Here is a 26,303-nt window from a genome sequence, read left to right as displayed (position 1 = left end):
TAACGTAGTCTAGATTAGGACTTGTTTCATTTTGGAATTGGGTCGTTAGGGGGAAGAATGAATTTGATTGATTATAACCATTGTCCTCATCAATGGACACAAAGCGTTCCCTTTATACCTGCCTGGGTACAAGAAATGCCTAAGACACCTTGCTGCCCGCAGACTCCCCGCCCTGTCACACCCAACCCGATCTTTCCCACGAATGCCGCCTTGCCAACATGCACCCCTTTAGAATTAAAGAAGACCGGCCCACGTACAGTCTTAATCACAGTTTCAATCCCGGCAGAATCGATTATCACGTTACCATCAAAGGCATTAGAAATTAAGACGATCCGAAAGAATTTAAAATTAACCCAATGCCGCTTTTTCAATTCCCCTCCGCCGCTGCGCTGTATTCCTCAAGATACCCCTAAATTATTCCTTGGCGGGTATGTTCGCAAAAATGTCCAATACTCCGAACCGATTCGGCAGACTGCAACCACAGTTGAAAGCTCTCTCAAAGATTTTGTTATTGATGTGCCCTATTCCTGCGTCATCGACCTTGGCCGGATACGCGCCATTGCACCTACTCTTTTTAGTGAGCAGCAAGAGTATGAATTTTCAAGCACGGCACCCCTGCCTTCCGGTTTCTCAACCAAGGATAAATTAATATCCGGTGACCTTACGGAATTAAATGTTGTAAGTCATCAATTCATGAATTCATTGCCGAGCTGTGAACTTATTTTTAGCCAAATTAACGAAATGGATGATGCCCTTGATCGTGTTCCGATGACTGGCGGTCCTTTTGAAGAAGGTGTATTTAGAACTGTTCAGGAAAAGATGGTCATACTAATCCAACTTGAACTGACATTCCCGGCCGAGATCAACCCTCAGCCCGCCCCTCACCCTCCAAATGATCATCATCACTCAAATACCGGGAACTGTCACAATCCGTTTTTTTCGATGACGCTGAAAGTATTAAGAGCTTTTATTAAGATTAAAATATGATCCGACATCCCATAACTTTAATCATCCTGTGCAATGATCTAAACACCTTGCTCCGGATGATTTTTTACGCCGCTTTCTCTCCTTGGGAGTATGAAGGATTACTTCTTCATTATTACAACGTAGTTTTATGATATGCTATAATAATTTAAGAAAAACTCAGCTGATGCTGATACATAATAAAGATCTAAAATAATCCTTATGCTTAATTCTCAATAGCTTATGGCTTATACGAACATTTTAAGGAGAGATAGGTGCGGTAAACAATGCCAAATGATGTTTCTTATACTCCTGAGGAAGTTGCCAAAATCCTTAAAATTTCCAAGTTTACTGTTTATGAAATCATCAAACGAGGTGAGCTGAAGGCCTATCATATAGGACGCAAGGTACGAGTAGAGGGTGCAGATATCGAGAGTTACAAACAAAAATCAAAAGCTATGTCAAGGACGTCTGCAACTGAATCAAGCTCCGGTTCCCCCCTGCCCTTCAATGAATCATATCAGCAAGAGCCGGCGGAAGCCCTGGTAATCTGTGGCCAAGATATTGTCTTAGATATCTTAACTCGTTATTTAGAAAAGCAATTTCCCCATGTTCGTTTTCTGCGCCGTTACACAGGCAGCATTGATGGCCTTATGTCCCTTTATCGCGGCCTCGCCAATGCCTCAGCGGTCCATTTGTGGGACAGTGACTCTGATGACTATAATCTGCCTTATGTGCGCAGAATTCTGCCTGGTCATCCGACCTACATCATTAACTTACTTTTTCGATTTGAAGGTTTTTATGTCGCTAAAGGAAATCCTAAGAATATTGTCACTTGGAGCGACTTGACCAAACCAGGTGTGCGTTTTGTCAATCGGGAAGTAGGATCGGGGGCAAGGGTTTTATTAGACGAACAGTTAAAACTTCTAAAAATCCGCCGTCATGATATTCTTGGTTATAAAGATGAAGAAATGACTCATCTGGCCGTTGCCAGCAAAGTTGCTCGATCGGAAGCGGATGTTGGCTTAGGAATAGAAAAGGTTGCTATGCAAGTCAATGGTCTCGATTTTATCCCCCTAAAAAAAGAACGCTATGATCTGGTAATTCGTCAAGAGGATCTTGAACGCCCTCATTTTCAGGCCATGATAAACATCCTGAAGTCGGCTTCTTTTCAAAATGAAGTGGCAGGAATAGGAGGGTATGACTTATCACTTATGGGACAGATTATTTCTGAAGTATAACTCATGAACTTAAAGTTCACTGCCGCCGGATAATCTAGACTATCACTGAACATTAATAGTCTAGATTATCTAATACGCACCTCTGCCTGAACATAATGAATGTTCATATTCCTAATTCGCTTAAAAGGTATTTCGCTAAGTATCGCGAATTTAATATTTAATACTTAAAAAACTCACACTAATCGGTAAAAGAGGTGATTTTTTGCGTTCTCTAAAACAACAGATTCTTATATTGCTCCTTGGTTCCCTAGTTTTACTTGCCGCTTGCTTCATCACAATCCTCGGATGGTACATGAAGGATAAAGCTGAAGCAGCCGCTTTTATAAAGGCACAAACGGATTTGGCAACCTGTGAAGAAATTATTGAAAAAACTTATCCCGGCTCTTGGGCTGTAAAAAATGGAGAACTATATAAAGGATCCGAAAAAATCAACCTCAATAATAATTTAGTGGATCATTTATCTTCTCTTACCGGAGATACCGTTACGATCTTTTTGGGTGACACAAGGGTGGCGACGACAGTGCGCGGCTCAAACGATGAAAGAGCTATTGGAACCAAAGTTTCTGCCAGCGTAGCCCAAACCGTTTTGCAGGATGGGCAAAACTTCGTGGGTAAAGCTAATGTCATCGGTCAATGGTACGAGACAGGATACATGCCCCTGAGGGCCGAAAACGGCCTTATAGTAGGAATGTTTTACGTAGGTATTTCTCATTCCTACGATCAAAAAACTATTAACGGTTCATTAATTACCTTTGCAGTATTAGGGTTTTTTTTAACGTTATTCGTATCACTGATTGCTTGGTTTTTCCTGCAAAAGTTTGTCATCAACCCCCTGCACAATATTACACTGGGCACTAGAGACGTGGCAACGGGACATCTGACCGAAAAGATTAAAGTCTCCGGAGCTAAGGAAATCGAAGAACTAGAGGAAGCTTTTAATCAAATGGTAGAAAAAATTCAATCACTGACAGATGACCTGAATCGAAGGACCGATGATTTTGACAATAATTTAGTGGTAAAAGACGACAATCCCGAAGTCATACTAGAAAAGGGCGAAGAATTTTATGAACCCCCTTCATTCTTAACTGATCTTTCCGGACCAACATCTACAATGTCCCAACCTCCAACAGATTCATTAGGTGAAGAAGATTTACCAAAAGGATTAAATCAAGCAACACTTGACCATATCGTACAATTTATCCAAACAACTCAGCGCCCTCTGTCAGCAGAAGAAGTCGCGGAAAGCGTAAAATTGACCAGAGTCACCGTACGTCGCTATCTTGAGTATCTTGAGCAACAAGGACTTGTGAAATCCGAACAAAAATACGGAAGAGTCGGTCGACCTGTAAAACTGTTTATCCCCATCTAACCTCCATTTCTAAAATGGGGGTTACTACTTTTACTTCTCGTCGGAAAGAGTTCGCCACCGAAACACCGGGATTCGGGTTTAGTTGAAGAGGAAATTATACAATCCAAAATTGCACTTCGATATAAAAGTATGCAATTGAAGGTTATCCTTGCTGGCAGTAGTACAAAGGAGGTGTCGCAAAACTACTTTTCTAAAGTAGCAAGCGATGCTCCCTTTTTCTTTTTCCCTTGAAAGATATTTATTGGTTTGATTGAAATGCTTAATCTCTACTTTCTTCTTAAATTTGAGTATAACAAAATAAGCCTTCAGGATTAGGCCGTTTTTCTCTCCTTTTTATGCGGTTTTTAGTGGATGAAGGGGTTTCCCAATTCGTTCATTTTGTATTTTAGAGTGAAGTTTATTCACGTTATACCCAAAACACAGCAGCATAAATTCAGTTTTCACACTGTTTTTGCCTCGTGTTAGAAAGCGGTTGAAGTTATAGTCATTTTTGAGGACCCCAAAGGCTCCTTCAACCTGTATGGACCGATTTACTCTTAGCAGTATTCCTTCTTTGGTTGTGATGTTTCTATACGAGATCTGGCGTTTGGCCACAAACGTTTTGGATACTTGCATTCGTCGATTGCCTTTAGCTTTTGTACAGCGACTTTTACACGGACAGTCACTGCAGTCTTCACATTCATAGACTGTTATTTCGGACTGGTAACCGGTTGCTGATGTTCGATGAGTGATTCCAACGGGTTTGAGTTGTTTTCCATTATGACACGTGTATTCATCGATTTCCGCATTGTAAGCCATGTTTTCTCGCTTACTAATATCTTTTTTGAAGCTCTTCTTTTTCCATTGTTCATAGGTCTGTGGCTTTATGTAGCAGGTCTGATGTTTTCCTTCGAGATAAAGATAGTTCTCTTCGCTCTCATAACCAGAGTCTGCGGTAACATTCTCATAATGCGCCTGTAGTTTTGATTCAAGCATGTTTAAAAAAGGAATTAATGTGGCTATGTCGTTACGATCCTGGAAGATCCCAACCCCTGTTACATATTCGCTTTCCACGCCAATCTGGACATTGTAAGCCGGCTTTAACTGAGCATTGCGCATATGATCATCTTTCATATGCATGAACGTTGCATCAGGATCGGTCTTAGAGTAGCTATTTCTTCCTTCGAAGAATTGGTGATGTGCATTGTACTTTTCTTGCCGGGTATAGAATTCCTTCAGGCTTTCTATAAATTTCTGCAGCTTTGATTTCCGTTTTCCAATACCGTGAACAAATTCAATCTGCTCTTGCTGACATTTTTCTTCTAGGTAAGAGATAGCAGTCTTAAGATCCTTAAGTAACGTCTCTTTGGTTACGTTGAAGTCCTTTAAATAGGTCAAATTGATCTCCTCAAGACAAGACTGAATTTTCAAGAACATCTTTGCCTCATTTTTGTTAACGACTTTTTTCCAGACAAAGGTATAACGGTTAGCACTGGCTTCAATTTTTGTTCCATCGACAAAGAGGTTCTTAAACTCTACTTCACCAAGCTCATGTAAATGCTTTACCATTTGGAAAAAGAGGTCTTCTATGGCTTCCTTCAGATAGTCTTTTCGGAATCGAGCAATGGTGCTGTGGTCAGGTGCTTTGCATCCTGCCAATAACCACATGAAGTTAATGTCTCTTTTACAGGCGACTTCAATTTTTCGGCTGGAGTAAATGTTATTCATATAGGCATAGGTCAATACTTTAAACAGGATTTTGGGTTCGACTACCGGTTTTCTTCCAGTGGAAGAGTAGGCCTTATACAACGCTTCGTAATTTAATCCCTCCAAAATGTGGCTTAGTAGTCGAACGGAATCATCCTCTGGTATTAACACGTTAAAATTAAATGGCAAAGCTAATTGATAGTGTCCACCTAATTCGTTATAATTCTTAGTGTGTAATTTGGTTTTTAGCATAACTTAAATTATACGCTAACTGCGAGTTCTTTGGGACCCGCAGTTTTCTATTTTTAGTAAGAAAAAGGGCTGTTGCTTGCGAACTATTTTAGTTCGTTTTGCAACGGCCCCTTTATTTACAAAACCAATTAGAATGTTTTCCTAACTTACAATATTCACATAAGGGTTTTTTAAATTTTCATAAACAAGACAATTCAGATAATTAGCTCTAAACTAAAAATAACTCAATCAGCTTATCAGCCCTCTACTCTCCCCCTGAGCCGCTGAAATGTTGGATTGAAATTTCATAATGAAGGAGTGGCTAATTTGGAGACAAAGGGATTTTTAACACCGGCAGAAATAACCCAATCCACTATCCAGACAGGTATGAAAAAGGTAGCCCTGCCTATTCCAAAACAGATCCTTTTAGGGATTTTGGCAGGTGCGTTCATAGCCTTTGCCGCAGAAGGTTCAAACATGGCAGCATTCAATTTATTTGCAAAACCGGAAACCTATGGCCTCGGGAAAGTTTTGGCTGGAGCAATCTTTGGTACCGGACTTATGCTTGTTATCATAGCCGGAGGGGAATTGTTCACTGGTAATACCTTGATCTCAGCTGGAGTATTAGAAGGAAAAATTAAAATAACCGATATGCTTAAAAACTGGTTTTTTGTTTATATAGGTAATTTTATCGGCTCAGTATTTATTGCCTACCTCATGGTTCAATCCGGATTATTCAGCAGCAGTGTTGGTCTCTTAGGTGGAATCACGATAAAGATTGCTTCCTATAAAGTTGGGTTATCTTTCTCCTCTGCCTTTTATTTAGGGATTATGTGTAACTGGTTGGTTTGTTTAGCAGTTTGGATGGCATATGGAGCCAAAGACATGACAGGCAAAATTCTTGCCATCTTCTTCCCAATCTGGCTCTTTATCACATCAGGTTTTGAACACAGTGTCGCCAATATGTACTATATTCCAGCCGGAATCTTAGCTAAGGCAAACCCAAGTTGGGCGGCTGCCTCTCATTTAAGCCCTCAGGCACTTGCCGGACTAAACTGGAGTACTTTTATCACTAACAACTTAGTTCCGGTAACTCTTGGAAACATTGTTGGGGGCTGTGTCTTTGTAGCCGGTATCTATTGGTTAGTCTATAAAAAATCTGCCGTTGAAAAAGATTCCATACCATCATTGTCGCCCCAAGAATTAGAAATGAACGCAGGAAAATAGCAGTTACAAATGTTTTATAACCCTAATCAACTCTTGGCTTTACATTAATAATGTGAAAATTCAACGAGCGCGCGGAGACACTGTCTTCGCGCGTATAACTTTCTTGCAGTATTCAACGGAAAGTTATTTTTAAAAACACCACAGCTTTTCCCTCTGAATATTCTATCCATGGATTCAGGAGAAGGGGGAAAGTTCAATGCACATAATGACTGCCTTATTCGTTGGCCTCGCGGCAAACCTTGATAATTTTGGAGTTGGTGTAAGCTACGGAGTTCAAAAAATCCGTATTCCTTTCCTCTCCAACTTTTTTATTGCCTTATTATCCGGTCTCGTTACCTTCGCGGCTGTTTTTACCGGTCATTTTTTGAGTCACTATATCACCGTCGCTAATATGATTGGCGCAATATTAATAATTCTGATCGGAATTTGGGTTACCTTTCATAAACCAGCCGTCGATCAACCCTTACCGGCAGCGATTCCAGCCATGAAAACCTATTCTATTTCCATTAAACCTCTCAGCACCATTGTTAAAATAACCAAGAATCCCTCAATGGCTGACATTGATGCCAATGGCTACATTTCTGCCAAGGAAGCAGCAGCCCTCGGATTAACCCTATCCTTTAATTGTATAGCTACAGGAATAGGAGCCGGCCTAACCGGACTTGCACCTTTACCGCTGGCGATTTCGGTGGGTCTGTTCAGTATGGTTACCATCAGTTCAGGTTATTGGACTGGATGGAAAACTGCCTCAGACCATTTCGAGCGCTGCTCCCAAATTCTTTCGGGGGCTCTGCTGATACTTATAGGAATCTATGAATTAATCAATTGAAAAAGAAACCCACACTATACTTCCAATCAGTTCGGTTGGAAGTAATTACATAATAGTTCACTTAAAGGCTTCACTCCTCATAAAGTAGTTTAAGGGCCAATTATGGAGTCAGTCGTGTAATTTGTACAAGGCTATTTTTGCGAAGGAGGAGTCTTAAAAATAATGTTCTGGAGATTAGTTTTCTTAATAATTTATATTGCCTTTTTTCTTGTCCGCTCACGTTACGGAAACAAGAAGCCGAATAGGAAAGAGGCTATCGAGTATTTTGATGAGCAAAACCTAGCACTCCAACGTGAAGGAAGACTAAGCATGACCTTGCGTTCAATTCTTTCCTTCATTATGTTGCTTAGTATTATAATTTATGGTATAAGCCCATCATGGCTGCAGTTTTTTAACTTGCCCTTGCCAAATTTCTTAAGGCTTGCCGGTTTAGGCCTGGCTATAGCCATACTTCCTTTCCTCTATTGGGCGCATCGTGCGTTAGGACGTCACTATTCGCCGGATCTTGATCTGAAAGAAGGCCACAAGCTTATTACTAGCGGACCCTACAACATTGTCAGGCATCCTATGTATACGATTCTCATTGTCTTTATGCTTAGCATCTCAATAGTCTCAGCCAGCGCCTTGATTCTCATCCCGCATACTGCAGCTATTCTTTTGCTGATAATGCGTTTAGACAAAGAAGAAGCCATGCTGATTGAAGAATTTGGGGATGACTACCGGGAGTATATGATAAAAACCGGACGCCTCTTGCCGAAATTCAATTAAGCTTGCATCCGTAGTTTGCAAGCTTAATTGGAGTATTTATGTCGCCTGCATTTCCAACAAATGGAGATCAGGCGACATAATTTCTCCGTTGTTTTGTTCATTTCACATGCTATCGCGCTGAAGGATGGAATCCCCCACCGAAGCAGAGACCGGGGACCACTCCCAATAAAGAAGTGGGTGTCTCACGATTGGATCAATTATTTTTATAAACATTAGATTTGGAAATGACCTTATTTCTGCTGTCAGAGAGTTTAACTTGGATCGTTGCCTTTACCAGACTCTCAGGCAGATCAATACTTAAGGAGTTAGGATTTAAATAAGTCGTTTTGACTTCCTTACCGTTCAAATATACTTTGTCATTTTCTACGAAGTTATTCCCTTCGATTATTAGCGAGCCCTCGGAGGGTATAACATCAGCAACTGTTGGCAAGGCATCACCTTGAATATAGTTAGTTTTCGATGGAGGTCTATGATCCGGCAGAATATCATAGCTGTACTCTTTGCCGAACAGCAGATCATATTGAAGCGATTCATAATCCGCGAAGGTATTGGCAGGGATATTGGCTGCATTCCAGTAATCCTTATTAATAATTATATCTGTCCCGTTTTGCATCAGATTGGATAGGAGATCAGTCATGGGGCTTCCTGACTTTTGAGCAAGTTGAAGGGCAAAAGTTCCCATAAAATTAGCAGACAAATTGAGATTGTGATGCACAGTTGTCGAAAAGTTATTCCAAGTTACGAAAGGAACACTATGAAGATTTAAATAATCTTGATACGTGTTGCCGTTTTCAATAAATCCGGCTTCTTTGTATACACTGTAATTATCACCGAGCATAGGCAGATGATCGCCATAGAATATGACCATCGTCGGTTGATTGATTTGCTTCAAGCCATCAATAAGCTGCTTTAGTGATTGATCAACATCAGAAATTCGATTGGCATAGTTATCAAGTATCGCTTGAGAGTCAGGACTTAAATTTGCTGAACTTGCCTTGATCGTATTTCCGGGGTCCTCGGTGGTGTCGTATGGACCGTGGTCTTGCATGGAAACCGAATAGATGAAATCAGGTTTATTCGTTTCTTTTACCTGATTCAATATTTGTTGAGTCAGAACTGTATCGCGAATGTAAGGACCTTTGTACTCAGGATTGTTTAAGAATTCCTTACTGATGAATTTATCAAAGCCTTCTTGCTGATAGACCTTATCCCTGCTATAGAACCAATCATCATAAGTATGGATGGCAGAGGTCGCGTAACCTTGCCTGCTTAGAATTGTGGGTAAAGCTTCAAGCGGACGATTTACGTATTGATCATAGGCAATAGAACCATTAGGTAAAAACTGAGTTGAGAAGCCTGTCAGGGCCTCAAATTCAGTATTGGCCGTACCCCCGCCGTAAACAGCGGAAAGCATTGTCCCGCTCGTCTGTGATTTTTGGAGGGAGTGAAAAAAGGGAATCGGGTCTTGACTAAAAGAAACGTTTTTCATCAGAGTTGGGTCCCAAAACGCTTCACTCATCACGAAAATAATGTTGGGCTTAAAATCAGCATTCACCGGGTATGAAGGGGTGTTCTTTTGGATAATATCATTTATCGTAGACTCTTGATAATTACTTGGTTTGGCAATCTTGAGATACTCTGTATCCATAAGAAAACCCAGCATTGTTCCGTTCTGCTGATAATTCAGAGATTGGCTATAGCTAATGAGCTGGAGAGCAAAAACATTTTGGATAGAGTTAAAGAAGGAGTAGAAAACAAACACGACTAAGAATGAAGAAACGAATACTATTGAGCTATAACGCTGCTTTCTTTCTCTAGCAATATGTTTAAGGATCAGCCTTACCAAGGCAACTGTCACCGCAAGCAAAATTCCGAGGACAACAAAAACATTTCGAAAATGATCAGAAATTCCAATCGCCTCCTTAGCCAAAAGAAAGTCAGAAGGCAGCAAAGGGTCTCCTTTAACTTTTAATTTTTGCTGGCTAATAAACCCGAGGCAAGAAAATAGGGAAAGAAAAATCGTTGCAATCACTAAGTAGGCTCTTTTCGGCAAAATGTAAAATATGTTAATAATCCCGAACATCAGAATATAACTAAGGAAAAATTCCGAAGGATAACTTCTAATCCAAGTTATAGCTTTTATTAAGCTCCCATTCGAAAAACCTTCCAGGGCTAATAACGCGATCAAAGGCACGACAGCAATGACAAGCGGCTTGTTTTTAGTAAAGAACTTAAAAGTAGGCTTGAACATAAAAAACTCTTCCTCCACCAGTTAAAACTTAATACAAAACATTATAACAAATATACTTCCCGATGATCATAAAATGTTTGTAAAAGTTGTGAGAAACTACGAAGTCAATATTAAATTATCTGCTGAATATTAAAACAATATGCCGTTTCCAAGCACTCACTGAAAATTAATTGTAGAATATAAGTTCAACAAGTTAAAGGATCACCCTCCAGTGTGCTGTATTTTGCTGCCTTATGTTACTTTCAAAGCTCTGAAGCATCTAAAGTATTCGGGAAAAAGAAATTGAGTTTTCAGTACTTTCTTCTTCCTTCCATCCATCTTTTATGTAAAATCTTATAGCTCTTTTATTCCAGGGTAAAGCAGATAATCCTGCTTCCTCATAACCAAGTTCCTTCATTTCTTTGCAAAACTCAGCCGTTAAGTCACTTGCTATACCTAATCCTCTATAACTTCGATCCACTGCAATGGCCAATAGCCTTGGCTGCCCACCCTTCATTTCCACGTGATCGATAGACCCTTCAGAAAAGGAAACCAGCGCTTTCAGCGCTAAGAATATATGTCCAAACTTCTCCTTAAGATGTTTTCGGATAAAGGCATCCTTAAGAAATCCCGATATTGTGAGGCAAACTAAACTTATAAAGTTATCCCGATAAAAATTACGAAATGGGTTTTCTGAGGTACTTGCTAAAATGAAACCGATTGCTTCATTTTTAAAGGTTGCCACATATCCAAAATTTCCTCTTGAATTAACAAACTCAGAAATAAAAAGCATGAGAAACTTCTGTCCCATATGACCTAAAAAGTGATTTTGAAAAGATCTCATATATAGCTGGGCAACTATAGGGATGTCTCGGGCCTTAAGATGCTCAACGTTCACTTCACATTTGCAATTAATATAATTAAGTCTATCAGTTGGCACGCAAACATACCTCTCTTTGGATCATTTCCCGAGCACTATTTTCTACGGCAACCTCCAAGCCTAAAAAACCATAACTAATGCCCAAAGACTTTGTTTAAACTACATGTTAACCTCTAAAAACTCAAGCAATCCTATGTTCCCATTCCAGGCTTTGGCTTTGGCTTTAGGGTATAGGATAATCCATGGAATCGGCTGTCTAATTGCACCATCATTATTTAAGGCCGACAGTACTTGCTTATACTATGATAAGATATATTCATAACTGTATCTTTAGCATAGTTTATAACTTTTAAGATATTGTCAAGTCACTTTGATATTTATATGGAGATCTCATTAAGATTAGAAAATCATTGTATATTCGATTTAATTTACAAGCAGTAATGTAAAATATCCTACTAAAGAGGTGATGCCGCATGGGTATTGATTTTCGAGGCCTGGGGCTTGGTTCCGGCACAGGAGGTAACGACTCCGGAAGAAAGCGCTGGCAGTTGAGAGAACTGGCGAGTCATGAACATTTCGACTGGCCGATCATTAAACGGGTCCTTCTGGCGTTTAGACCGTATTGGCTGAAAGCTATCCTGGTCACACTCATTATTTTTATAACCTCCATAGGAAGTGTCATCCCTGCCTGGCTGACACAGAAAATTATTGATGACGGTATCCAAAAAGGACAAATGATGACGGTTATTTATTTGACATGCGTGATTATTGCCGCTGCGATTAGCACAGGCTTACTCGGTGTTTGGCAAAACTGGCTTAGCAACCAAATCGCCCAAAGCGTGATGGCGGATTACCGATTGTCATTATTTCGCAATCTCCAGCGACAGACCGTGAATTTTTTTGCATCTCGTCAGTCCGGAGACTTAGTATCTCGGATTATCAGCGATGTTACGGCAATACAAAATGTGATTACCTCAACGTTGGTAGGGTTTATCAGCAACATCCTTACCATTTCTGTAACCATACTTCTCATGTTTCAAATGAATTGGCGAATGTCAATACTCGCCCTTATTGTTGTGCCTGGTTTCGTAATCCCCACTCAAAAGGTCGGCAAATTCAGGCAGATACTCCAAGCAGAAATACAACAATGGCTGTCGGCAATGACTGTCCAGCTCAGCGAGGTTCTCGGAGTCAGCGGAGCCCTTCTCATTAGAATATTTAACCGTGAGGCAAGTGAAGAAAAAAAATTTATCGTTGCTAACGATAATTTACGGGATTTACAAGTACGTCAAGGCCTTATTGGACGTTGGCTGTTTATGTGGCTGGGGATGTTCTCTTCAATAGGTCCGGCACTTTTGTGGGGATATGGCGGATGGTTAGTTATCCATCAGGAAATGCGTCTAGGAGTCATTGTCGCCTTTACGACCTTGTTAACCAAATTGTATGGCCCACTAAGCCAGTTAGCACAAATTCATGTCAATGTCCTCTCGTCTATTGCTCTATTCCGAAGAATTTATTCTGTCATGGACATTGAACCTGAAGTTCAAGGCGGTTTTAAGACGATTTCCCCCAACAGCGTCAGAGGACATCTTGAATTTAAAAACGTCTCCTTCTCTTATCAGCGCGACTCTCAAGTCCAGGAAGGAAAAATGGCCTTACATCAGATCAACTTAACCATAGAACCCGGGCAAACAGTCGCACTGGTTGGTCCAAGCGGTGCCGGAAAAACCACGCTCTTAAACATGATACCCAGGTTTAGTGATCCAATATCAGGCCAAATATTTTTAGATGGCATTGAAAGCAGAAACTTGTCCTTAGAGTCATTAAGGTCACAAATGGGATTAGTCCCCCAAGACCCCTTCTTTTTCCATGATACCGTCTATAATAACCTTCTTCTTGCCAAGGAAAAGGCAAGTCAAGAAGATATGGAAGCAGCTTGTAAGGCAGCCCAAATTCATGATACTATCGTCAGTTTATCTCAAGGTTATCAGACCATCGTCGGAGAACGGGGATACCGGCTCTCGGGCGGGGAACGGCAGCGGTTGGCGATTGCCCGAGTACTGCTCCAAAGTCCCCGAATCGTCTTGTTGGATGAAGCAACGAGCGCTTTGGACACAGTTGTAGAACGAAAAATTCAGGAAGCTTTGGCCTTTTTATTAAAAGGAAGAACTGCCATCGTTATTGCTCATAGGCTGTCAACAGTTCTTGCGGCAGACAAGATCATTGTTCTGGACAAAGGAAAGATAATTGCCTCAGGCAAGCATCAAGATCTTGTGCAAACGAATCCCCTATATAAGATACTTTACGAGACCCAATTTTCCGTTCCGCAAGACCCTAGCCAACGGTGATTATTCTCAAATTAATCATAATCACTGCCAAACCGAAGCTGAACTTTTAGCTGCTGCCTCTGGGAAGCTAATGTATGCTTCATATATTCAACAATTTCTACATCCAGCTCTTGACTGAGAGCTAATATTTCATCAGAAGAACTTTTTCCCCAAGCTGAATGAAGCTTAGATCTTAGCTTTTCAATTCTTTCAAACATAATATAATCCTCCCTCAAACTTACTTATTCTTCTTGCATTCATCTTTGGTTTCAGAAAACGACTTTAGAATAAATCCGACAGCACCTGACTCCATGGCCTCTTGTACCTTCTGTTCATGATCAGAAGAGGCAATAATGAAAATCCTGGCATCTTTATCTATTTTTTTAATTATTTTAAGCGTCTCTATACCGTCTAACTCCGGCATTGAAATATCCATTGTCACAAAATCGGGGTTCAGCTCATGATAAAACTTTATACCCCTTAACCCATTTTCGGCTTCGCCCACAACAACAAAGCCGCTATTTTCCAAAAGCTTCTTGATAGATCGTCTTTCCGATGCTGAATTATTAACAATCAATGCTCTTTTCAAAATTTCACCTCATGTTCCCCTGATGGAAGCATTCAATTTTTCTTGTTAATATTGTAGCAATTCTTCGAATGCATGATTAGTACATTAGGTCATTGATTTTGATGCTAAAAGCACTTCTCCAATTTCAAATTATGCCTTTTGCATTTTATAGTCCTATCAGCTTAGGGATTTCCAGAAATTATTTAATAATAAGACGCCTTATTCCAAATTTTCTTAATATATTGTAAAGTTCATTTCTACACAATGTCGTTGTATAATAGCTAAGGATAAATTTATAGAGGTGTATCAAATGTCATCAGAAATTAAAGATAATGATAAGATGATTCAAACGTGTCGGGATATCTTGGAATCTTGTGATAAACCTTTTGTCTGGGAAGAAGAAGGTTCCTATCGATATGGCAACTTCAAAAAGTTTTTTAATCTTTTTTTCCCTCACCCACAGATAGAGCATGAACTGCAAGCGTTGCTTGAGAAATTCTCCAATTCCCCCTATTTATACGATCAGGTAAAAGCCACCTGCTCCCTCGATGCAGAATGGGCTGAATCCGGAACATACGGCTTAGATAGGGATTTTACCTGTTACTTCAGCAAATTCAGTTTAAAACCCGAATATGCATCGCACATCAAAACCTATTTTACACATCGCCTTAGTGAGTTGCTAAGCCCCGATAGATAATTGTTTTATGCTGCTTAATTGACAAATCATTGTCTAAGTAAGGCTTTATTTAAAATGAGAGATTTCATCCAGCATTTGAAACATAGTTTTGTAGAATGAAACATGGCTAATGCAAAGTTTCCGAAATATGCTGTTAACACAAAATTTTGTTGCGCTACTTCTTGATAAAGGCTTTACTTTTGGGTATGTTAGAAGTTGATGGTTATTTGCCCGAGCAGAAGTTTTTTGGGGATATGTGAAATATTTGACAATTAACTAATAGGAGGATTAATCGATGAAAATCAACAAAACTGCACAAGCCGGAGCTATCGAATCAAGTGATGTTCTTGTTACAGTTGCACCTAATCCTGAAGGCGGTATTAAAGTCGAGCTCGAAACAAAACGTGTCATTCAAAAACAGTTTGGTAAACAAATCGAAAAAGTAATTCTGGAAACCGTAAAGCAAAAAGGAATTGATAACGCACTGATTAAAGCTCAAGACAAAGGTGCTTTAGATTATACCTATAGAGCAAGAGTTCTGACCGCCCTTGAAAGAGCTTCTATTTGAGCTTGGAAAATCACTAAGATGAATGCAAAAGGAGTATCGAGATGAGTTTAAACAGGAGTATGCTTATTATTCCAGGAAACAATCCCCAACGTCTTCAAAATGCACCGGTGTTTAATCCGGATTTGCTTGCCCTAGATTTGGCAGATGGTGTAAGTATTGACGAAAAAGACAGTGCCCGTATCTTAGTAAAAGAGGCCATTAACTTTATGGATTATGAAAACGTTCAAGTTGTAGTGAGAATAAACTCCCTGCAATCAGGTTTGGGAGCTAAAGATATTGAAGTCATCACCCCTGTAAAGCCGGTTGCCTTCATAGTTTCTCAGGCAAGCGCAGAACAGCTGCAAAACGTTGAAAAAGTTTTATCAGAGTCTGAAAAGAACGCCGGACTTAACCAAGGCAGTATTGGATTGATCCCGGTGATTGAAACGGTTGAGGCTCTTGAGAACATCTCTTCAGTTCTTAGTGCTTCACCCAGAGTCAACGGAGTCTTTTTCAATGCAGAAGGTTTAGCACGAGAACTTGGGATCAACCGCAGCAAAGAAGGCGACGAAATCCTCTATGCTCGGAGCAAAGTCGCCATGGCTTGCCGAGCAGCAGGCATTAAGAGTTTTGATACCGTCTTTACTGACGTCAACGATATCGAGGGCTTAGAGAAGGATTCTCTAAATGCTCGTAATCTTGGTTTCACGGGCAAGGCTGCCATTGATGGCCGGCAAATTGATACAATTCATAAAATCTTTGTTTAAGCAAATGGAAACGAGGGGTATGCATGAAGAACAGAGTAGGACGTGAAATTCCAGAGTATATTAAGGGTTACGGTCAAGTAAAACCTTTTGACGGAGCTCTTGCAAATTATGGAGAGCGCACTAAAACATCGGTAAAATTGCGTTCGGTAAAGCCAGGTGAAAACAAACTCGTAGAAACTATTGAAGAAGTCCTGGATAAAGTCGGCATTCGAGACGGCATGACAGTTTCCTTCCACCACCATCTCCGGAATGGAGATTACGTAATGAATCTAGTCATGGAAGCCATTGCGAAACGCGGGGTTAAGGACATTACTGTTGCTGCCTCCGGTATTTTCAAAGTTCACGAACCACTTGCCGATTATATTAAACGTGGGATTATCACCGGAATGTCGGCAAACTACATCGCACCCGGGTCTGTAGCCACAGCAATCTCTAAAGGATTTTTACAAAAACCGGCAGTTCTTATGAGTCATGGAGGCCGTCCCCGTGCCATAGAGAGCGGAGACCTGCATATCGATGTTGCCTTTATTGCTGCACCTACGGCAGATTTTTACGGCAACCTGAATGGAGTTCAGGGAAAGGCTGCCTGCGGCACATTAGCTTATTCAGTTTCGGATGCTCAATATGCGGATTATGTGGTTGCTGTTACCGATAATCTCGTACCTTACCCGGCTTGCCCTATTGAGATAAGTCAGGATAATGTTGATTATGTCGTTAAAATAGAATCAATCGGTGATCCCAACGGAATTGTCTCGGGAACTTTAACCGTCACGAAAGATCCCGTTGGTTTGCGCATTGCTAAGCTTGCAGCTCAAGTGATTGAAGCAACGGGATATATTAAAGAGGGTATGTCCTTCCAAACGGGTGCCGGAGGAACATCTTTAGCAGTAGCGGCCGAAGTCCGTAAGTTCATGCAAGAAAAGAATGTCGTGGGAAGCTTTGCTGCCGGCGGCATCACCGGTTATATGGTAGATATGCTCAATGAAGGTCTATTTCGCTCACTTTTTGATGTTCAGTGTTTTGACCTAAAAGCAATTGCTTCAATTCGTGATAATCCCAAACACCAAAAAATGAGCGGTTCACTTTATGGAAATCCTCACAACCGGGGAGCCGTTGTCAATAACCTCGATGTCATGATCTTAGGTGCTACAGAGATTGATACCGACTTTAATGTCAATGTTGTCACCGGTTCTGACGGAATTATTATTGGCGCTTCCGGCGGACATAATGATACCGCTGCAGGCTCAAAACTGGCTATCGTGGTTACAAACCTAACTAAAGGCCGCCTTCCTGTTGTCAAGGATCATGTAACCACGGTAACGACTCCCGGAGAGACCATCGATGTACTTGTTACTGAACGCGGGATAGCGGTTAACCCTGGTCGTCAAGATCTGATCGATAAACTTAAAGAGACTGACCTTCCAATCGTCCCGATTGAAGAATTAAAAAACATTGCCGAACGTTTAACCGGCAAACCGGAACCAATCGAACTATCTGATCAGATTGTTGCCATTGTTGAGTACCGGGATGGAACCGTTATTGACGTGGTTAGAAAACCACTCTAAACATTTTGTTGCGGTACCGTCTAATTTTATAATCCATAGTCGTCAAGTTCGTAGCTACTATAGGAACCCCGCAGATTTAACTGGGGGTTCCTTTTTGTAGTCAAAGCTAAAAAAGCCGTTTTTCGGAATCTTGGATAACCGGCTTTTTTAACTTTGTTAATTTTTGATTTCTCATTATCTTATGTTTGGCTGTTTGTTTAATGTAAGCGACTTAAACTTTCACTTCCAATATTCGTCTGATTATACATAATTTCAGGTGAGAGTTTTGATTTACTTGATTGACTTATTCCCGTATAAGTTGAAGGAATTTGTTTTGAGGAACTATTAATTTTGGAGGGAAAAAGGCTATCATCACCCAGCTTTGTAATTAGCGTTGAACACAAAGCTCCATATAATAGGTGTTCTAATAAACGCATAGTCGGCGCAAACGGTTTACTGCTCTTTATTTTTAATAGTTGACTTCCGATGAATCCATCGACCATAATCCAGGAAAACGCACCTGCCCCCAGACCTTTTAAAAGTTTATAGTCTTTACCCGTTGCAGACAGAAGATAGGTCAGTGCTATTCCGTTGGCAGCTACACCAATATTGTTAACAACCAAACCAAGCAGTACACCTTGCCGGCTCTGGATAACTTTCTTGGGCAAAAATAAATTAGCTGCCATGGGATTATATCTAATATCGGTCAAGCCAAGCGCATAATTAACTTTATTTGCAGTTCTTCCAACAGATGCTGAGAGGATGCCGCTAATAGCCCCCACTACAATACGATCTTTAATTTTGAACATTAATAAAGTCACCTCCAGTATCAGGGTCTCCATTAATTTCATAAGAATACACTCCTAACGCTAGAAGTTTGTTTTGGTTTCATAAAACTCCGTGCCAAAACCAGCATTACTCAAGATACCTTGAAGGATCAAATGCTTGTTTAAGAGTAAGAGGCCGAGAGTGAACTCGTTCAGCTAAAGCTGAACATCGGGTTTTCAGATGAGGACTCTACCCCACCTTCGTAAACCGTATAAAAAATAGGCTATCACTTTTTAACAGTGATAGCCCTCTAAATCCTGCTTAGCCATGGCTAATTTTTAATTGCCGCTGTTTTATTGCCATATCTCTTTCCCCCGGGAACTGTCGTATCAGTTTAAAAATCTGATAACAGGAAGTAACTATTACCACTGCACAGGAGATAAGAAAAATACTCAGGATAATCATTGAAATCCATGTTAACATAAACAACGCCTCCTTAAAATATCATTAACCGTATTAACCATCCAACTTAACCAGGACTAATCCTTAGTAAGAGTAAATTTTTTAAATAACTTAAAGAAAATTGTCTTCGGCCTTGAGATAGTGTATACAATCACAAAACCTTTTGAATTATTTCCTTTTTCTGCACTTTTAATTAACCTTACCTTTATCCTTTACCTGTTTCTTTTCTTGGCTTATTGCTTGTGCTTGTGTGTTCTTGCTCATGTTCATTGAATTTCTTTTCTTGTTCAAATAATAACATTCACAAGGTGAAATGTCTATAGGCAGAGCGGATTTTAGTGATATGATTTATTAATGACCATTTATTCATGATTAGAGTACCAGTACCTCTCATTTTTAAGAATTTAGTTATCGCCCCTTTTTTTCGGATGATCAATATGATGTATAATAAACACAAGCTCAATCACAGGATTTATAGTATTTCTATTTGATTTCCCCCATAAATAACCAATATCCGTTGTGGATTGATAACGGACAATGAAAAATCCAATTAAGGATGTGACTTCATGGCATCATTTTCATTTCGAATTTTAGTTGTCGATGACGACCTCTCGATCCGGCAAATGTTAGATTTAGGCTTGCGTAAGGAAGGATATATTGTTAAAACTGCAGCCAATGGCCAAATCGCTTTGGATCTCATTCCTGATTTTGATCCTCATTTGATTATTTTAGATTTAATGATGCCCGTTATGGATGGAAACAGCTTATGTCAGGCTGTCCCAGAAATCAGTCAAGCGCCAATGATTATGTTAACAGCAAAAAATTCAGCTACCGATATTGTTATAGGCTTAAGGCAAGGGGCCAACGATTATCTGACGAAACCGTTTCATTTCGAAGAACTATTGGCTAGAATCGAGGTTCAACTGCGCAACCGCTACCCGGAATTAGCAGGACAACATACTATAGGGGCGTTTTGCTTAGATGAAGCGCACCATTCCATTACCCTTAACAACTGCTCCCTTCCCCTCTCTCCCACCGAATATAAACTGTTAACCTACATGCTTTGGAACCCTGGCCGAATACTTAGCAAGAATTCTATTTTGAACCACGTATGGGGCTATGACTTTGAAGGTGAGGACAATATCGTCGAAGTATATGTCCGTTATCTTCGTGATAAACTGGGCGACAAAGAACATCGATGGATCGAGACAGTACGTGGCGCAGGTTATCGCCTAAACCCTGCACTCAAATAGCTATTGCTTGCAGCTTATGTTTCAGTGATCTAAGATTCAGAGAAGAGGACGGTGCAAAATGACGAGGGCTGAAGGTAAAGTATCTTGGAAGGATTCCTTAACCGGAAAATTATTATTGAGATTTTGGTTAAGCCTTATACTAGTTTCCCTATTTATGGGAGAAATACAATATCAGGCACTTCATTCGTTTTTAATGAAAGGTGAAACCCAAGCACTGCAAGCACAGATCGGTTCGTTCGATGTCAATCAACTAAAGCTATGGATTAACCATAAAGAGTCCTTTCCCAAAGCTTGGACAAACCTTGGTCCCGGGGTTGTTGCCGGTTTCTTTTCACCGGATAAAAAATTAGAGGACATACTAGGCCGGCAAGAAACTGAAGCCAAAAGGCCCTACGCCTTGGAAAGGTCCTTTTTTCTAAAACAGATTGCTAAAAACAAACTTCGCACTACCGCCGTTTTTACTTCTCCAAAAGGAGTCCGGTATCTGGTTATTTCCGGGCCTATATATCTCAACCAAGAGCCGGTAACCAGTTTAACCGGACAAAATATAAGCCTGACTGCCAACAGCACTTTAATCGGCTATGCGATACTATCTGCCCCGCTAACGCAAATGAGTAATATCCTCGACCACCAACTCCAGGTTTTTCTTATCAGCACTTTACTAATCCTCGTGATTGGCGGGCTTCTAACATTTTATATATTGAAAAAACCTCTTCAGCCCTTGTCCCGCATGTCTGAGATATCCGACAAGATTGCTGCCGGCAATTATACCCTGCGAATTCCTTCCGAGCCCTCGGCCTCGGAAATAGCACATCTAAGATCTGCCTTGAATCAAATGTTAGAAACTCTTAACCGTTCTTTAGCGACTGAAACAGAAGCGAGAGAACAAATGGCAAGATTTATCGGCGATGCTTCCCACGAATTAAGGACTCCATTGACTTCCATACGCGGATTTCTGGAAATCTTGCTGCGCAACCAGGAAACAGACCCAGAAACTTTAACTTCAGCCCATAAATCAATGCTGACTGAAACCGAACGATTGATTCATCTTACCGAGGATTTATTAACTCTCAATCGCTTGACTAAACAGATCAACCAGGAATCTTCGTCAAAACCAGAAACCTCCATTCAAAGCATTCTTCCGGAACTCTTACCCCTGCTTAATTCGCTTCTGGAATACCGAACATTAGAAGTCGATGTTGAGGAAACATCCCTGCCGGTGGAACCAGGCGAATTAAAACAAATCATTTATAACCTTGTACATAACGCTATTCAGCATACACCAGTCAATGGAGTCATAACGCTTAAAGCCGAAACTAAAGCTAACTTAAGATGCCTATCCGTAGCAGACAACGGGGAAGGAATTGCTTCCCAAGATCTCCCTTATATATTTGAGCGTTTTTATCGGGGCAGCCGTTCCAGGGAAAGAAAGGCCGGCAGTGGCGCCGGATTAGGATTGGCTATTGTCTGGGAAATTGTAAATTTACGCGGCGGCAGAATTGAGGCCGAAAGCAAACAGGGTGAAGGAACAACTTTTACCATTAGTTTTTCCATATAGTTGGTCTCTCCCCGCCATCCTTGGCCAGTGGTCTCTTCCCGCCATCCTTGGCTCCAGAGACAATCGGCTAATCCATACTACAGGAGTATACGTAATGAGTTGCAGTGTGGCGATAAGCTCGTCCGTATATTATCTTGGCCGGCAGCATGTTATTTGCACCATGTCAGAGGAAAGCAAAAAGTGAAATTTGCACTTTCTGCCCTAGAAAATTAATTTCCATCGTAAGCGGTATTACTATGAGGGGCCGAAAGTACAAAAAAGGAGCCGTCTTACTAATTTTAAGCAGCTCCTCTTTACTTATTGAAAAATATGATAGATGGCCTAGATTAGGTACAAGAAGTAACAAGTTTAGACAATCATTCCAAACTTGAACCGACGTGCGACTTCAGCCTTAGGTTGTCTGCGCACTTGATGGTGCAGTATTGGAAGGAGTAGTTGTCGAGGATGCTGTAGTCAAATCCCCATTAATTTTCTGAAGATCTCCTAAAATCTTTTGATAGACGCTAATTCTATTCTGAATGTCTGATTGGACTTTACTCAAGTCCGCCGTGACCGCCGAAGCGTTATTGGCTTTATTGTCAGTCCGTAATTGGGCCCAATCGGTTTTAGCGTTTTGAGCAGCTTCCCGGGCACTGGCTATATCATCTTGCATAGGGATCATATCATTAAGTGCTGCAAGTAACGCGGTATAATTTTTGGCTTGACGGTCCGTTTTTACCTGTGCCTGAATAGTTTTTCTCAGGGCTATCACCTGATCGTGCAATTGTTTGTCTTGAGCCTGAAGCTGACGAATAGGAGCTAAATCTTGTTGGAATTGCTGGGCATTTTGCAAATGAAGTATTTCATTTTGCAGCTTCTGTTTTCTGGCTGCCGCTTGGTCAGCCGGAGTTATCTGAGTCGATGAAGGTGTTGCAGTTCCTGTGGATGAATTTTGAACTTGGTTAGTCGAGGGTGCAGTCGTTTGAGTAGATGTATCTGCCAGTGCGGGTATAGTAAAACTTAAGATAGAAGAAGACACAATAAGGCAAGCCAACATTTTACTTGATTTTCGCATATTAATAATTCTCCTTTAAGTAAATTCACTTGAAAATTAAGTTTTTGCATGTATCATTAAAATCATCCTTGACCAACGGCCAGAACCAGACTTAAAGGCTTCCTAAGCTTTTATTTAGGTCATTAAGAGATTTATCCAGGTTTTTGAGGTTTTTATTGATTTGAACATTAACCTCTTGCTGTCCTTTGGCCGCTTTTATGTCGATTGATTTTACCTGTTGCTGATTTGTTATAAGCTGAGGATCCGTGGTTCCCTGAGTATTAGCCGTTGAAGCCGAAGTTGTAGCACCTGTAGTCGAGGCAGAAGTTTGAGTACCACAGCCTGTTAGAACTGACACGGATGACAGGATTACTAACGAAACTGCAATGAAGTATACATTGAATCTCTTCATTTAGCAGACCTCCTTTCTTGTCAGAGATATCGTTTACAGTTGATATTCTAAAAAATGAAGCTGAGAATTCGCTGAGAATTATCACATTACGCAAAAGTTTCCTAAGAAAAGTTCTTGAGCAGCCGTGGCCAAATAAAAAAGCAAAGGAGCAGATTACTTTATGATTAATAAAAAAATAGCCCCATCAATGGATGAATGGCTCAAAGAAGCAAAAAGCGATTCGGCGGCATTACAGGAAGGGATGTTTCTAGTGCATAACGGAGTTGTGCGCCAAACTCCCAAAGCCAAAGTACGCCAGGGAATTGATGACGGTTCTTCAGTAAAGGGGATGGAATTTACCTATAACGCGGCAAAAGTGGATGCCGCGATTGCTGAAACCTCTAAGATGGGCGGTATCTTCCATGTCAGGGTCTGGCTTAATGAAGGTATGCTTGAACTTGGTGACGACATAATGTATGTACTCATTGGCGGCGACATCAGACCTCATGTTGTTGATGCCCTGCAATTCCTGGTTGGAAAGATAAAGAGTGAATGTGTTACTGAAATTGAGCAAAAGTAGTAGTTTGCTTCAAGTGTTCGTCATACTTCACGGTCTAGGCTAATTCTGTTTTCAAAATTAGGAAGCGGGTTGCAACAGTTTAATATAACAGTTTGCAACCCGCTTTTGTATTTTCATTTTGACATTTCGGTCTAGTTTATAACCAAGAAAGTCCCGCAGCAAAGCGGGACTCTTTCCGTATCTGAAAACTTCACCCATTGAATTCACTTCGCCATTAATTCGCACAATGCAGCGTGGTCTCATCGCAATTAGTTGTATCCAGTATGTTTTTCGCCTTTTCTAATTCCTCAACAGTTCCATGTATAATCACCAGAAACTTATCAGCCCTCAGTGAAGTTTCATATTTTAGGATGCTGTCTTTTGGAATACCCATACTGTATAACGCTGCCCCAAAAGCGCTTAACCCACCCGCAAGAACTGCACCTTCAAGCGCACCAATGATCCATGTCACTAGCGGACCGCCAACAACTATAGGACCGATTCCGGGAATGAAAAAGAACGCTGACCCAAAAAGAAATCCCCATAATCCGCCCCAGAATGCCCCTAGCTTTCCCCAGTATTTTACACGATCGCCAGTATTATAATAACCTACTACATGCTCATCAGTATGATAGTCCTTGCCAACGACTGATAGTTTCTTCATATCAAATCCTGCTTTTTGGAGTTCCTTTATACCCTCCTCAGCCTCTTGGTGAGTGTTAAAAACAGAAACAACCGAATTCCCTTTTGACATAAGCTCACAACCTTTCTTTTAGGCTCGTCTAGTTACCGTATTATTTAACTATAAGCACAGAACATTTGGCTTTATGGAGGACGTGCTGACTAACGCTGCCGATTAAGGAACCAGCAACCGCCCCATAACCATGACTTCCCATTATAACTAAATCAATTTTCTCATTTTCGATTTCTTCTAAGATTCCTTTTGCCGGCTTTTCAGCCTGTGATTTCTTTTTAATTACGCTAACATCACTAATATCAATTCCATTAAGTGTGGCCTCGAACACGTGGTTTCCAACTTCCTCAATCTGTTCCGGCGAAATTATATAACTATTGAAATTAGAATCATATGAAATCGGACTATGCATTACAAATAACAATTCAATTTCTGCATTAAATTTCCGGGCAAACTCCAAGGCAGTTTCTAAAGCCCTTCGTGAATATTCTGAAGCATCGGTCGGAACTAATATTTTTTTCATCTTCACCACTCCTCATTATTAGTCATGATCTTATTATTTTTCATTGCTCTTGACCGTTACCATATCCTTACTTTGCGATTAGTACCGAACATTTTGCCTTATGGATGACATATTGACTTACACTGCCTAGTAAAGTTCCCGTGAACGCCCCGTATCCATGACTCCCCATAACAATCAAGTCAATATTTTCAGATTCAGCTTCTTGGATAATAACTTCCCCAGGTCTTCTCCCAACGATCTTTTTCTGAATCACAGTGACTCCACTGGTATCAATTCCTCTAAGTGTGTTTTCGAAAACATTTTCACTTTCCTTTTCTATATTTTCCGGCGATATTAAATACGCAAAGACAGTTGATTCATATGCTATTGGCATTTCCATAACAAATAGAAGCTCGATTACTGCGTTAAATATCCGGGCAAGCTCCAGAGCGCTTAATAATGCTTTTCGTGAATAACCTGAAGCATCTGTTGCTACCAATATCTTTTTCAATTAAATTCCTCCCTAAGAATATGACCTTTTAACACTTTCAACGTCATTATTAATTTCATGACATTTCCGGTCACTTCTTCAAACGTCTCATCTGAAACTATACTAATTTACCCAACCTACAGGAGGTCTTTTGTTTGAAGAATCTATGCTTTTGCTAGACATGATTGCCCGAATTATTTTAGCCCATTTTTCAAATCCTGCTTTTTGGAGTTCCAGAATAGTATCCTCCACTTCTGGTTGGGTGTTAACAACGAAAATCAATGAATTATCTTTCGACATAATCACACAACCTTTCTTCCGATTATTGGCCCATTTCATGCGATTGCCGGCCCTAACCGATTGATTTTACTTAGGCTGATTTTCCCGGTATAAGCCTTTATCGACTTAGGTAATCGCTATCATTTACCGTTTTTTCCTTTGTCACTGAACCTGACCGGAAGATTGGATAACATGATTTACAGCGAGATTAGCAGCTGATTTAGGCAAAAAACCTATTCCTATGAGTAATAATGCCGATAAGGCAATGAAAATTATTATTTCTTTTGATTCCCTCATGATTACCTCCTCCGCTTCCTATTAGACTTCTTAAAGTGTTTCCCTTACTGAGTGCCGCATTTATTGTCGTTTATCTTGGGTAAATGATAATAAAAAAAAATGCCATTATCATGACATTTTAATACTATTCAAATAATATTTAAGTAATATTATTTATAAATTAA

General features: G+C 40.4%; 28 protein-coding genes. 14 read left to right on the top strand and 14 right to left on the bottom strand.

Annotated features, from left to right (window positions below; all coding sequences use genetic code 11):
- Positions 1–57: 57 nt before the first annotated feature.
- The 3 genes from DESACI_RS03345 (at position 58) to DESACI_RS03335 (ending at position 3,573) form a co-directional block, all read left to right on the top strand.
- The gene (locus DESACI_RS03345; RefSeq protein WP_174270315.1) at positions 58–987 is read left to right on the top strand and encodes a CsxC family protein; all 930 of its coding nucleotides are present in this window, start codon (positions 58–60) and stop codon (positions 985–987) included.
- 263 nt (positions 988–1,250) lie between these two features.
- Positions 1,251–2,204 (top strand): helix-turn-helix transcriptional regulator, encoded by a 954-nt coding sequence (locus DESACI_RS03340; RefSeq protein WP_014825758.1) that lies wholly within the window; start codon positions 1,251–1,253, stop codon positions 2,202–2,204.
- A gap of 202 nt (positions 2,205–2,406) precedes the next feature.
- Positions 2,407–3,573: a cache domain-containing protein gene (locus DESACI_RS03335; protein ID WP_014825757.1), complete on the top strand. Its 1,167-nt coding sequence runs from the start codon at positions 2,407–2,409 to the stop codon at positions 3,571–3,573.
- A gap of 333 nt (positions 3,574–3,906) precedes the next feature.
- Here DESACI_RS03335 and DESACI_RS03330 read toward each other — a convergent pair whose 3' ends face one another.
- Positions 3,907–5,511, bottom strand: coding sequence for an IS1182 family transposase (locus DESACI_RS03330; RefSeq protein ID WP_014825273.1), 1,605 nt, complete (start codon positions 5,509–5,511; stop codon positions 3,907–3,909).
- 306 nt (positions 5,512–5,817) lie between these two features.
- Between DESACI_RS03330 and DESACI_RS03325 the strand changes: the two genes are divergently transcribed.
- The 3 genes from DESACI_RS03325 (at position 5,818) to DESACI_RS03315 (ending at position 8,314) form a co-directional block, all read left to right on the top strand.
- Entirely contained in the window at positions 5,818–6,717 is a 900-nt protein-coding gene (locus tag DESACI_RS03325) for a formate/nitrite transporter family protein (RefSeq protein ID WP_014825756.1), read from the top strand.
- A gap of 196 nt (positions 6,718–6,913) precedes the next feature.
- Positions 6,914–7,546, top strand: a complete 633-nt coding sequence (gene ytaF, locus DESACI_RS03320) for a sporulation membrane protein YtaF (protein ID WP_014825755.1) — start codon at positions 6,914–6,916, stop codon at positions 7,544–7,546.
- Between the two features lie 162 nt (positions 7,547–7,708).
- Positions 7,709–8,314, top strand: coding sequence for a methyltransferase family protein (locus tag DESACI_RS03315; RefSeq protein WP_014825754.1), 606 nt, complete (start codon positions 7,709–7,711; stop codon positions 8,312–8,314).
- A gap of 193 nt (positions 8,315–8,507) precedes the next feature.
- Here the strand turns inward: DESACI_RS03315 and DESACI_RS03310 are convergent, their stop codons facing one another.
- Complete coding sequence (locus tag DESACI_RS03310; RefSeq protein ID WP_014825753.1) at positions 8,508–10,565, bottom strand: LTA synthase family protein; 2,058 nt, start codon at positions 10,563–10,565, stop codon at positions 8,508–8,510.
- A gap of 259 nt (positions 10,566–10,824) precedes the next feature.
- The gene (locus DESACI_RS03305; protein WP_014825752.1) at positions 10,825–11,484 is read right to left on the bottom strand and encodes a GNAT family N-acetyltransferase; all 660 of its coding nucleotides are present in this window, start codon (positions 11,482–11,484) and stop codon (positions 10,825–10,827) included.
- A 413-nt stretch (positions 11,485–11,897) separates the two neighbouring features.
- Between DESACI_RS03305 and DESACI_RS03300 the strand changes: the two genes are divergently transcribed.
- On the top strand, positions 11,898–13,772 hold the full coding sequence (locus DESACI_RS03300; RefSeq protein WP_014825751.1) for an ABC transporter ATP-binding protein: 1,875 nt from the start codon (positions 11,898–11,900) through the stop codon (positions 13,770–13,772).
- Between the two features lie 11 nt (positions 13,773–13,783).
- On the opposite strand, the gene DESACI_RS03295 is transcribed toward DESACI_RS03300, so the two are convergent.
- Together DESACI_RS03295 and DESACI_RS03290 are read right to left on the bottom strand one after the other, a co-directional pair.
- On the bottom strand, positions 13,784–13,969 hold the full coding sequence (locus DESACI_RS03295; RefSeq protein ID WP_014825750.1) for an aspartyl-phosphate phosphatase Spo0E family protein: 186 nt from the start codon (positions 13,967–13,969) through the stop codon (positions 13,784–13,786).
- Positions 13,970–13,989: 20 nt separating this feature from the next.
- Complete coding sequence (locus tag DESACI_RS03290) at positions 13,990–14,340, bottom strand: response regulator (protein ID WP_014825749.1); 351 nt, start codon at positions 14,338–14,340, stop codon at positions 13,990–13,992.
- Positions 14,341–14,629: 289 nt separating this feature from the next.
- Here DESACI_RS03290 and DESACI_RS03285 point away from each other — a divergent pair, with 289 nt between their 5' ends.
- The 4 genes from DESACI_RS03285 (at position 14,630) to citF (ending at position 17,874) form a co-directional block, all read left to right on the top strand.
- Positions 14,630–15,016 carry a hypothetical protein gene (locus DESACI_RS03285; protein ID WP_014825748.1) on the top strand — a complete coding sequence of 129 codons (387 nt, stop codon included), beginning with the start codon at positions 14,630–14,632 and terminating at the stop codon, positions 15,014–15,016.
- 274 nt (positions 15,017–15,290) lie between these two features.
- Complete coding sequence (gene citD, locus DESACI_RS03280; protein ID WP_014825747.1) at positions 15,291–15,563, top strand: citrate lyase acyl carrier protein; 273 nt, start codon at positions 15,291–15,293, stop codon at positions 15,561–15,563.
- Positions 15,564–15,604: 41 nt separating this feature from the next.
- Complete coding sequence (locus tag DESACI_RS03275) at positions 15,605–16,309, top strand: HpcH/HpaI aldolase/citrate lyase family protein (RefSeq protein WP_014825746.1); 705 nt, start codon at positions 15,605–15,607, stop codon at positions 16,307–16,309.
- 23 nt (positions 16,310–16,332) lie between these two features.
- A complete protein-coding gene (gene citF / locus DESACI_RS03270; RefSeq protein WP_014825745.1) occupies positions 16,333–17,874 on the top strand; it encodes a citrate lyase subunit alpha in 1,542 nt (513 codons plus the stop codon).
- Positions 17,875–18,071: 197 nt separating this feature from the next.
- On the opposite strand, the gene DESACI_RS03265 is transcribed toward citF, so the two are convergent.
- Positions 18,072–18,704, bottom strand: a complete 633-nt coding sequence (locus tag DESACI_RS03265; protein ID WP_014825744.1) for a hypothetical protein — start codon at positions 18,702–18,704, stop codon at positions 18,072–18,074.
- Positions 18,705–18,942: 238 nt separating this feature from the next.
- A complete protein-coding gene (locus DESACI_RS24725) occupies positions 18,943–19,104 on the bottom strand; it encodes a hypothetical protein (protein ID WP_014825743.1) in 162 nt (53 codons plus the stop codon).
- Positions 19,105–19,649: 545 nt separating this feature from the next.
- On the opposite strand from DESACI_RS24725, the gene DESACI_RS03260 reads away from it, so the two are divergent.
- Positions 19,650–20,336: a response regulator transcription factor gene (locus DESACI_RS03260; protein ID WP_014825742.1), complete on the top strand. Its 687-nt coding sequence runs from the start codon at positions 19,650–19,652 to the stop codon at positions 20,334–20,336.
- A 58-nt stretch (positions 20,337–20,394) separates the two neighbouring features.
- Positions 20,395–21,894, top strand: a complete 1,500-nt coding sequence (locus DESACI_RS03255; protein ID WP_014825741.1) for a sensor histidine kinase — start codon at positions 20,395–20,397, stop codon at positions 21,892–21,894.
- 391 nt (positions 21,895–22,285) lie between these two features.
- On the opposite strand, the gene DESACI_RS03250 is transcribed toward DESACI_RS03255, so the two are convergent.
- Both DESACI_RS03250 and DESACI_RS03245 read right to left on the bottom strand, forming a co-directional pair.
- Positions 22,286–22,948, bottom strand: coding sequence for a hypothetical protein (locus DESACI_RS03250; RefSeq protein ID WP_014825740.1), 663 nt, complete (start codon positions 22,946–22,948; stop codon positions 22,286–22,288).
- 91 nt (positions 22,949–23,039) lie between these two features.
- Entirely contained in the window at positions 23,040–23,339 is a 300-nt protein-coding gene (locus DESACI_RS03245) for a hypothetical protein (protein WP_014825739.1), read from the bottom strand.
- A gap of 160 nt (positions 23,340–23,499) precedes the next feature.
- Here DESACI_RS03245 and DESACI_RS03240 point away from each other — a divergent pair, with 160 nt between their 5' ends.
- Positions 23,500–23,898 (top strand): molybdenum cofactor biosynthesis protein MoaE, encoded by a 399-nt coding sequence (locus tag DESACI_RS03240; protein ID WP_014825738.1) that lies wholly within the window; start codon positions 23,500–23,502, stop codon positions 23,896–23,898.
- 214 nt (positions 23,899–24,112) lie between these two features.
- Here DESACI_RS03240 and DESACI_RS03235 read toward each other — a convergent pair whose 3' ends face one another.
- From DESACI_RS03235 to DESACI_RS25360, 5 genes are all read right to left on the bottom strand, one after another.
- Positions 24,113–24,631, bottom strand: a complete 519-nt coding sequence (locus DESACI_RS03235; protein WP_014825737.1) for a general stress protein — start codon at positions 24,629–24,631, stop codon at positions 24,113–24,115.
- 40 nt (positions 24,632–24,671) lie between these two features.
- Positions 24,672–25,094, bottom strand: a complete 423-nt coding sequence (locus DESACI_RS03230) for a universal stress protein (protein ID WP_014825736.1) — start codon at positions 25,092–25,094, stop codon at positions 24,672–24,674.
- A gap of 67 nt (positions 25,095–25,161) precedes the next feature.
- A complete protein-coding gene (locus tag DESACI_RS03225; RefSeq protein WP_014825735.1) occupies positions 25,162–25,584 on the bottom strand; it encodes a universal stress protein in 423 nt (140 codons plus the stop codon).
- A gap of 102 nt (positions 25,585–25,686) precedes the next feature.
- Complete coding sequence (locus DESACI_RS24415) at positions 25,687–25,863, bottom strand: hypothetical protein (RefSeq protein WP_158310143.1); 177 nt, start codon at positions 25,861–25,863, stop codon at positions 25,687–25,689.
- 141 nt (positions 25,864–26,004) lie between these two features.
- A complete protein-coding gene (locus DESACI_RS25360; protein ID WP_014825733.1) occupies positions 26,005–26,139 on the bottom strand; it encodes a hypothetical protein in 135 nt (44 codons plus the stop codon).
- Positions 26,140–26,303 lie beyond the last annotated feature (164 nt).

The organism is Desulfosporosinus acidiphilus SJ4, from assembly GCF_000255115.2.
Taxonomy (GTDB): domain Bacteria; phylum Bacillota; class Desulfitobacteriia; order Desulfitobacteriales; family Desulfitobacteriaceae; genus Desulfosporosinus; species Desulfosporosinus acidiphilus.
This window is presented reverse-complemented; position numbering and strand designations above follow the sequence as displayed.

Coding starts and splice junctions, on each gene's coding strand:
- DESACI_RS25360 (WP_014825733.1), bottom strand. CDS start 26,139: ATGAGGGAATCAAAAGAAATAATAATTTTCATTGCCTTATCGGCATTA.
- DESACI_RS03255 (WP_014825741.1), top strand. CDS start 20,395: ATGACGAGGGCTGAAGGTAAAGTATCTTGGAAGGATTCCTTAACCGGA.
- DESACI_RS03310 (WP_014825753.1), bottom strand. CDS start 10,565: ATGTTCAAGCCTACTTTTAAGTTCTTTACTAAAAACAAGCCGCTTGTC.
- DESACI_RS03265 (WP_014825744.1), bottom strand. CDS start 18,704: ATGAAATTAATGGAGACCCTGATACTGGAGGTGACTTTATTAATGTTC.
- DESACI_RS24415 (WP_158310143.1), bottom strand. CDS start 25,863: ATGTCGAAAGATAATTCATTGATTTTCGTTGTTAACACCCAACCAGAA.
- DESACI_RS03275 (WP_014825746.1), top strand. CDS start 15,605: ATGAGTTTAAACAGGAGTATGCTTATTATTCCAGGAAACAATCCCCAA.
- DESACI_RS03250 (WP_014825740.1), bottom strand. CDS start 22,948: ATGCGAAAATCAAGTAAAATGTTGGCTTGCCTTATTGTGTCTTCTTCT.
- citD (WP_014825747.1), top strand. CDS start 15,291: ATGAAAATCAACAAAACTGCACAAGCCGGAGCTATCGAATCAAGTGAT.
- DESACI_RS03285 (WP_014825748.1), top strand. CDS start 14,630: ATGTCATCAGAAATTAAAGATAATGATAAGATGATTCAAACGTGTCGG.
- DESACI_RS03235 (WP_014825737.1), bottom strand. CDS start 24,631: ATGTCAAAAGGGAATTCGGTTGTTTCTGTTTTTAACACTCACCAAGAG.
- DESACI_RS03230 (WP_014825736.1), bottom strand. CDS start 25,094: ATGAAAAAAATATTAGTTCCGACCGATGCTTCAGAATATTCACGAAGG.
- DESACI_RS03315 (WP_014825754.1), top strand. CDS start 7,709: ATGTTCTGGAGATTAGTTTTCTTAATAATTTATATTGCCTTTTTTCTT.
- ytaF (WP_014825755.1), top strand. CDS start 6,914: ATGCACATAATGACTGCCTTATTCGTTGGCCTCGCGGCAAACCTTGAT.
- citF (WP_014825745.1), top strand. CDS start 16,333: ATGAAGAACAGAGTAGGACGTGAAATTCCAGAGTATATTAAGGGTTAC.
- DESACI_RS03300 (WP_014825751.1), top strand. CDS start 11,898: ATGGGTATTGATTTTCGAGGCCTGGGGCTTGGTTCCGGCACAGGAGGT.
- DESACI_RS03345 (WP_174270315.1), top strand. CDS start 58: ATGAATTTGATTGATTATAACCATTGTCCTCATCAATGGACACAAAGC.
- DESACI_RS03340 (WP_014825758.1), top strand. CDS start 1,251: ATGCCAAATGATGTTTCTTATACTCCTGAGGAAGTTGCCAAAATCCTT.
- DESACI_RS03245 (WP_014825739.1), bottom strand. CDS start 23,339: ATGAAGAGATTCAATGTATACTTCATTGCAGTTTCGTTAGTAATCCTG.
- DESACI_RS03295 (WP_014825750.1), bottom strand. CDS start 13,969: ATGTTTGAAAGAATTGAAAAGCTAAGATCTAAGCTTCATTCAGCTTGG.
- DESACI_RS24725 (WP_014825743.1), bottom strand. CDS start 19,104: ATGTTAACATGGATTTCAATGATTATCCTGAGTATTTTTCTTATCTCC.
- DESACI_RS03330 (WP_014825273.1), bottom strand. CDS start 5,511: ATGCTAAAAACCAAATTACACACTAAGAATTATAACGAATTAGGTGGA.
- DESACI_RS03260 (WP_014825742.1), top strand. CDS start 19,650: ATGGCATCATTTTCATTTCGAATTTTAGTTGTCGATGACGACCTCTCG.
- DESACI_RS03240 (WP_014825738.1), top strand. CDS start 23,500: ATGATTAATAAAAAAATAGCCCCATCAATGGATGAATGGCTCAAAGAA.